The sequence below is a fragment of the Micromonospora sp. NPDC005367 genome, assembly GCF_040606825.1.
In the GTDB taxonomy this organism is placed as follows: Bacteria; Actinomycetota; Actinomycetes; order Mycobacteriales; family Micromonosporaceae; genus Micromonospora.
Window position 1 is genome coordinate 1 of sequence record NZ_JBEXFP010000094.1, and the last position, 6,045, is coordinate 6,045.

Annotated in this window: 5 protein-coding genes and 1 pseudogene; 4 read left to right on the forward strand and 2 right to left on the reverse strand. The window is 71.8% G+C overall.

Going from position 1 to position 6,045, the window contains the following annotated elements:
- Positions 1-72 precede the first annotated feature (72 nt).
- On the reverse strand, positions 73-969 hold the full coding sequence (locus ABZS42_RS31725) for a universal stress protein (protein ID WP_355151622.1): 897 nt from the start codon (positions 967-969) through the stop codon (positions 73-75).
- Between the two features lie 349 nt (positions 970-1,318).
- On the opposite strand from ABZS42_RS31725, the gene ABZS42_RS31730 reads away from it, so the two are divergent.
- The 3 genes and pseudogenes from ABZS42_RS31730 (at position 1,319) to ABZS42_RS31740 (ending at position 3,966) form a co-directional block, all read left to right on the forward strand.
- Positions 1,319-1,798, forward strand: coding sequence for a GNAT family N-acetyltransferase (locus tag ABZS42_RS31730; protein WP_355151624.1), 480 nt, complete (start codon positions 1,319-1,321; stop codon positions 1,796-1,798).
- A gap of 52 nt (positions 1,799-1,850) precedes the next feature.
- Positions 1,851-2,495, forward strand: a complete 645-nt coding sequence (locus tag ABZS42_RS31735; protein WP_355151626.1) for a hypothetical protein — start codon at positions 1,851-1,853, stop codon at positions 2,493-2,495.
- A 141-nt stretch (positions 2,496-2,636) separates the two neighbouring features.
- Positions 2,637-3,966: pseudogene (locus tag ABZS42_RS31740) on the forward strand (hemolysin family protein).
- 8 nt (positions 3,967-3,974) lie between these two features.
- Here ABZS42_RS31740 and ABZS42_RS31745 read toward each other — a convergent pair.
- Complete coding sequence (locus ABZS42_RS31745) at positions 3,975-4,361, reverse strand: PaaI family thioesterase (RefSeq protein ID WP_355151628.1); 387 nt, start codon at positions 4,359-4,361, stop codon at positions 3,975-3,977.
- Positions 4,362-4,468: 107 nt separating this feature from the next.
- On the opposite strand from ABZS42_RS31745, the gene tyrS reads away from it, so the two are divergent.
- On the forward strand, positions 4,469-5,752 hold the full coding sequence (tyrS, locus tag ABZS42_RS31750; protein ID WP_355151630.1) for a tyrosine--tRNA ligase: 1,284 nt from the start codon (positions 4,469-4,471) through the stop codon (positions 5,750-5,752).
- Positions 5,753-6,045: the final 293 nt, after the last annotated feature.

Genomic DNA, 6,045 nt, shown 5'->3' on the forward strand with positions numbered 1-6,045 from the left:
GCCTCCGTGCGGCCGTGCCGACCGCCGGTCGGCACGGCCGCAGTCAGCAACGGTCGGCGCTACCTGCCCGCGTCAGGACCCCTCGTCGGTACGCACGTGCCGCACGATCGCCACCGGCGAGTGCGTGTGGTGCAGGACCGCGTGGCTGACCGAGCCGAGCAGCAGGCCACCGAGCGAGCCGCGACCGTGCGCACCGACGACCACCAGCTGGGCGTCGCGGGACTGCTCGACGAGCGCCTGGGCGGGGGAACCGTGGACCAGCTCGTGCCGCACCGACACTTCCGGGTAGCGCTCGCCGTGACCGGCCACGGACTCGGCGAGCACCCGCCGCTCGTCGTCCGCGTACGCCGCGAGGTCGACCGTCAACGTGGCGACCTCCCCGGGGAACAGCACGACCGGGTCCAGCCAGGCGTGCACCGCGACCAGCGAGGTGCCCCGGCGGGCCGCCTCCTCGAACGCGAAGCCGACCGCCTCGGTGGACAGTTCGGACCCGTCCACACCCACCACGACCGGACCGTCGGCGCGGGGCTCACCCTGGACGACGAGCACCGGGCACTGCGCCCGGGCGGACACCTGGACGGTTACCGACCCGATCAGCAGACCGGCGAAGCCGCCCAGGCCGCGGTGCCCGAGCACCACGAGCGCGGCGTCGCGGGACTCGTCGAGCAAAACCCGGGTCGCCACCCCGTCGACCACGGCGCCGGTGACCGGCAGGTCCGGGGTCACCTTGCCGGCCTCGGCAACGGCCTGGGCGACGAACTTCTCCGCCTCATCGCGCAACCCGGCGGTCTCGGCGGCGAACGGCGCGGGGCCGAGATCGGCAACGGTGAGCGGCCAGCTGAACGCGTGGACGACCCGCAGCGGACGGTGCCGGTGCTCGGCCTCCCGCGCCGCCACCCGGACCGCGTCCAGGGCAGCGTCGGAACCGTCCACACCCACCACGACGGGGGCTCCGGTGTTGATGGTCATGACTACCTCCTTCGTCCGGTCCGAGCATTCCTCGCCGGCCGACGGTCGGTCAGGGCAGCTCGTCCCGGATCGCGGGCCATAGGTCCCGGATCACCCGGCTCGGCCCGCTGTCCTCACGCATTACGCGTCTGGTCGCCGTGCTGCTGCGCGACCGCCCGAAGGTACCGCCGTACCCGGGCACCGCGGCCCCGGCGTCGGTTCCGTGTGACCCCCGTCCAACATTCCGTCGCCGGAGGCGCTCGCCGCCTCGAACGAGGGGAACACCCCGTCCCCGGCCGGGCACGGCCGCCGCCGGCACGCCCACGGCACCCACGCCCCGGGTTCCCGGCCCCGGGCCTATCCTCTTCGCGTGACCGCTGAGCTGCGCCTGCGTCCGGTGCGCGACGACGACCTGCCGGAGTTCTACCGCCACCAGCTGGATCCCGAGGCGATCCGGATGGCGGCCTTCACGGCCGACGACCCCGCCGACCGGCGAGCCTTCGCCAACCACTGGCGCCGGGTACGCACCGATTCCGAGATCGTCTCGCGGACGGTCACCGTCGACGGGCAGGTGGTCGGTCACGTGCTCGCCTTCCCCGTCGGGGAGCAGACGGAGGTCAGCTACTGGATCGACCGGCGGCACTGGGGCCAGGGCTACGCCACCCGCGCGCTCGGTGGCCTGCTGCGCGAGCTGACGCAGCGACCGGTGCACGCCCGGGCCGCCAAGGACAACCTGGGCTCCCTCGCGGTGCTGCGCAAGTGCGGGTTCGTCATCCGCGGCGAGGACCACGCCTACGCCGCCGGCCGTGGCGACGACGTCGAGGAGTACGTGCTGGAACTGACCGCCTGACAGCGGCGCGCCCGCCGAGCACCCGCACCCGCCGGGCTACTACCCTCGCGGGGTGAACTGGCTGGAACTCGTCGGCTGGGTCGGCTCCGTGGTGCTGGTCTGGTCCCTGCTGCAGACGCGCGTCCTGCGCCTGCGTGCGTTGAACCTGATCGGTTGTCTGATCCTGATCGGTTACAACGCCGCCATCCGGGTGTGGCCCATGGTCGGGCTCAACGTCGTACTCGCCGTGATCAACATCTGGTACCTGCGCCGGATGCTCGCCACCCGGCACGACGAGGCGACCTACCAGGTCGTCGAGGTCGGCGTCCACGACCAGTTCCTGGCCCACACCCTGCGGGTGCACGCCGGGGACATCGCGAAGTTCAACCCCGGCTTCCGCTGGCCGGCCGACGACGACCGGCCCGGCGGTACGGGGGAACGGTCCGCGTTCCTGGTGGTCCGCGCCGACGAGGTGGTCGGTGTGGTGCTGGCACACGCCGAGGCGCACGACGTCGCCCAGATCGACCTGGACTACGTCACCCAGCGGTTCCGCGACTTCACCCCGGGAGAGTTCGTGTACCGGCAGAGCCGCCTCTTCACCGACCGAGGGTTCCGCCGGGTGGTCAGCCCGCCCGGCATGGTCGCCCCGTACTACCACCGGCTCGGCTTCCGCCGCACCGGCGACGCGTACGTGCTCGACCTGCCGGTCGGCTCCTGAGCCGCCGGCCGCCCGGATCCGTACCCACCCGGCGAGGATTCACGGCCCCGCCCGCTGGGCACAGATGCGCGTACGCCGACCGGAGCCGCCGGACGGTGGCGCCGGTCGAGTCCGGCGCGGTCGCGCGAGGGAGAGCCGGGCGTGCAGAGCTACTGGGGCCAACTGGCCTTGGTCGGGGTCCTTGTCGTGCTGAACGCCGCCTTCGCCGGCAGTGAGATGGCCCTGGTCTCGCTACGGGACAGCCAGATCCAGCGGCTGGAACGCACCAGCCGCGCCGGGCGGGTGCTGGCCCGGCTGGCCACCGACCCGAACCGCTTCCTGGCCACGATCCAGATCGGGATCACGCTCGCCGGCTTCCTCGCCTCGGCCGCCGCGGCGGTCTCGCTCGCGCGCCCGCTGATCCCGCTGCTCGGACCGCTCGGCGCAGCGGCCGAGCCGGTCACCATCGTGGTGGTGACCCTCGCGCTGACCTTCGTCACCCTGGTCTTCGGCGAGTTGGCCCCGAAGAGGATCGCCATGCAGTCCGCCGAGCGGTGGGCGCTGCTGGTGGCCCGCCCCCTGGACCTGCTCGCCGGCGTCACCCGCCCGGCCGTCTGGACGCTCGGCGCCATCAGCGACCTCGTCGTACGCCTGGTCGGGCTCGACCCGCGCCCGCAGCGCGACGAGATCAGCCCCGACGAGCTGCGGGACATCGTCTCCGGCAACCACGGCTTCACGAAGGAGCAGCAGACCATCATCGCCGGCGCCGTCGAGATCGCCGACCGGCGGTTACGGGCCGTGCTGGTGCCCCGGTTACAGGTCTTCTCGCTGGACAGCGGGACGACCGCGGAGGCGGCCCGGCTGGTGCTGGCCGCCAGCGGCCACTCCCGTGCGCCGGTGGTCCGCCACGGCGGGCTGGACGACGCGGTGGGCGTGATCCACCTGCGGGACCTCGTCGGTGTGCCGGTGGACCGGCCGGTCGACGAGTGCGTACGCCCGCCGATGCTGCTGCCCGACTCGCTGCCCGTGGTTGACGCGCTGCACCAGTTCAAGGCCGAACGCCAGCACATCGCGCTGGTGGTGGACGAACGCGGCGCGGTCGACGGCATCGTCACCCTCGAGGACATCCTGGAGGAGATCGTCGGGGAGATCTACGACGAGACCGATCGGGACGTACGCGGGCGCGGTGCGCACCGATCCGGACGGCGCGCTGCGCCTGCCCGGCACCTTCCCGGTGCACGACCTGCCCGCCGTCGGCGTCGAGCTGCCGGGCCGGCCGGCCGGCGACTACACCACGATCGCCGGGCTGGTCCTCGCCCGTCTCGGGCACATCCCCACGGCCACGGGTGAGGACGTCACGGTCGACGCCTGGCGACTGGAGGTGGCACGCATCGACCATCGGGCCATCACGGAGGTACGGCTGCGCCGCCGTCCCGATCCCGCCGCGGACCTGCCCGACCCGCGGCCGCTCCTCGACGGGGCACGCGACTGACCCGGACGTCAGGCGGCGGGGGCGAGATTCTGCAACCGGACCTGGCCGCGCGCGACGAGGCGTGCATCGCCGTCGGTGATCTCCACCTGCCACAGCTGCTGGCTACGGCCCCGATGGATCGGAGTGCCGACCGCGGTCAGCTCGCCGTCGCGTACCGCGCGCAGGAAGTCGGTCTGGTTCGAAACCCCGACCACGGTGCCGCGGTCGCCCAGCCAGACAGAGGCGCCAACGCTCGCCGCGGTCTCCACGACCGAGCAGTGGACCCCGCCGTGCTGGATGCCGAACGGCTGGTGCAGCTCCGGGCGGACCTGCCAGCGGATCACCACCCGGTCGCCGCTGACCTCGTCGAACTTCAGGCCGAGCAGGGCGACGAAGCCCCCGGTCGGATCCGGCATCTCCACGGCGACTCCTCCTCACCTTGGTGGGATGGTCAGCCTAGTCTCCGCGAGCCTCGCCAAACCCGGTACGGGTCGGGGCCGGAGATGGGGGAGAATTGGTGACCGTGACCGACAGCAACCTCCCGCACGGGCGGGACTCCCTGACCGACGACCTGCTGTGGCGGGGCCTGATCCAGGACTCGACCGGCCTCGACGAGCTGCGTGAGCTGCTCGACGGCGGGAGCACCACCTTCTATGTGGGCTTCGACCCGACGGCGCCCAGCCTGCACGTCGGCAACCTGATGCAGGTCGTGATGGGCCGTCGGCTCCAACTGGCCGGGCACCGGCCGCTGCTGCTGGTGGGCGGCGCCACCGGCCAGATCGGCGACCCGAAGGAGAGCGCCGAGCGCAACCTGAATCCGCCGGAGGTGATCGCTGGCTGGGTTCAGCGCATTCGTGACCAGCTGGCGCCCTTCGTCTCCTACGAGGGGGAGAACGCGGCCCGGTTGGTCAACAACCTGGACTGGACCGGCGAGATGTCCGTGGTGGAGTTCCTCCGGGACGTCGGCAAGCACTTCCCGGTGAACAAGATGCTGGCCCGCGAGGTGGTCAAGGCTCGGCTGGAGACCGGCATCAGCTTCACCGAGTTCAGCTACCAACTGCTCCAGGCGAACGACTTCTTCGAGCTGCACCGCCGGCACGGCTGCCAACTCCAGTACGGCGGCTCCGACCAGTGGGGCAACATCACCGCCGGCGTGGACTACATCCGACGCCGCGGCGCCGGGCCGGTGGAGGCCTTCACCACGCCCCTCGTCACCAAGTCCGACGGCACCAAGTTCGGTAAGAGCGAGACCGGCGCGGTCTGGCTCGACCCGGAGATGACCAGCCCGTACGCGTTCTACCAGTTCTGGCTCAATGCGGACGACCGCGACGTCACCCGCTACCTGCGCTACTTCAGCTTCCGCTCGCGGGAGGAGCTGGAGGAGCTGGAGAAGGCGACCGCCGAGCGCCCACAGGCCCGGCTGGCTCAGCGGGCACTCGCCGAGGAGCTCACCACGCTGGTGCACGGGGAGCGGGAGATGGCCCAGGCGGTGGCGGCCAGTCAGGCGCTCTTCGGTCGGGGTGCGCTCGATGAGCTCTCTCCGGAGACCCTGCGCGCCGCGCTCACCGAGGCTGGGCTGGTCCACCTCGACGAGCTGCCGGACGTCGCCGGGCTGTTCAAGGAGTCGGGGCTGGTACCGAGCATGAAGGAAGCGCGTCGGGTGATCGCCGAGGGCGGCGCGTACGTCAACAACAACCGGGTGACGGAGGTGGACGCCACTGTGTCGGCGGAGGACCTCCTGCACGGTCGGTACCTGGTGCTGCGCCGGGGCAAGCGCTCCTTCGCCGGTGTTGAGCTGCGGCGATAGTCGTTTGTCGACGGTGTGACGCGCGACGCGTCTCGCGGATTTGACGATCGGTCCGCGGGACGCGTAACTTTCTCTCTGCCAGCGCGGAACGGACGAAACAGGCGAAAGTCCTGGAGGCCGGAGCATGGCAGAGACCTTCGGGTTGGTGAGGCTCCGCCTCGCCGATTCAACATCTGGGCGGTGCCCCGGGTTCGCCGTGAGGCGGATTTGGTGAGGCGGAACCGGCCGGGTAGGGTGAACGGTCGGCAGGGTGCCGGGCGAGTTCGCGGGTAACCGTGGCGGCCGGTCTGCTG